The sequence below is a fragment of the Thauera phenylacetica B4P genome, from assembly GCF_000310225.1.
Taxonomy (GTDB): domain Bacteria; phylum Pseudomonadota; class Gammaproteobacteria; order Burkholderiales; family Rhodocyclaceae; genus Thauera; species Thauera phenylacetica.
In genome coordinates this window covers 1-908 of the sequence record NZ_AMXF01000516.1, presented here as the reverse complement: position 1 = coordinate 908, position 908 = coordinate 1, and the positions used below count along the sequence as shown (strand labels likewise).

Here is a 908-nt window from a genome sequence, read left to right as displayed (position 1 = left end):
GTCGCCGTGCAGCTTGTGCTCCTTGAGATGCTGCAGCAGTGCGCCGCCGGCGCAGTGCACGATGCACTTCGGGACGCCGGTGGTGCCCGAGGAGTACATGATGTAGAGCGGGTGGTCGAAGGGTAGCTGCGCGAACTCGATGTCGTCGACGAAGTGGAAGGGGGCGACGAAGTCGGCGTACAGGCGCGCGTGCGGCACGTGCGAGAGGTCGTGCTCGCGGTGCACATAGGGCACGACCACGACGCGCTTGACCGAGGGCAGCTGCCCGACGATCTCGCCGAGCTTGCCGAGCACATCGACCGTCTTGCCGCCGTAGTAGTAGCCGTCGCAGGCCACCAGCACCTTGGGCTCGGTCTGGCCGAAGCGGTCGAGCACGCCCTGCACGCCGAAGTCGGGCGAGGCCGAGGTGAAGATGGCGCCGAGGCTGGCCGCGGCGAGCATGGCGACGACGGTCTCGGGCAGGTTGGGCATGTAGGCGGCGACGCGGTCGCCGGCGACCACGCCCTGCTCCTTGAGCGCCGCGGCGAAGTGCGCCACCGCGCGGTAGAGCTCGCCGTGGCTCATGCGGTTCTTCACGCGCTCCTCGCCCCAGAACACGATCGCGTCGCGCGCGTCGCGCGAGCGCAGCAGGTTCTGCGCGAAGTTCAGGCGGGCGTCGGGGAACCACTTCGCGCCGGGCATCCTGTGGCCATCGACCAGCACGCGCTCGCCGCGCGTGCCGATCACGCCGCCGCCGACGCCGTCGCCCTCCCACACGCTGGTCCAGAATTGCTCGGGCTGCGCCACCGACCAGGCGTGCAGCGCCTCGTAGTCGGGCAGCGCCACGCCCCAGCGCCGCTCGGCCGCGAGGCGGAAGGCGGTCACGCTGGCGGCGGCGATGCGCTCGGGGGACGGGGTCCACAGGGGCT

The 908-nt window shown here is 71.4% G+C and carries 1 protein-coding gene; it reads right to left on the bottom strand.

The window, feature by feature from the left end; genetic code table 11:
• Window positions 1-908, bottom strand: a 908-nt coding sequence (locus tag C667_RS23410) for an AMP-binding protein (protein ID WP_004390639.1), incomplete at both ends; no start/stop codon positions are given.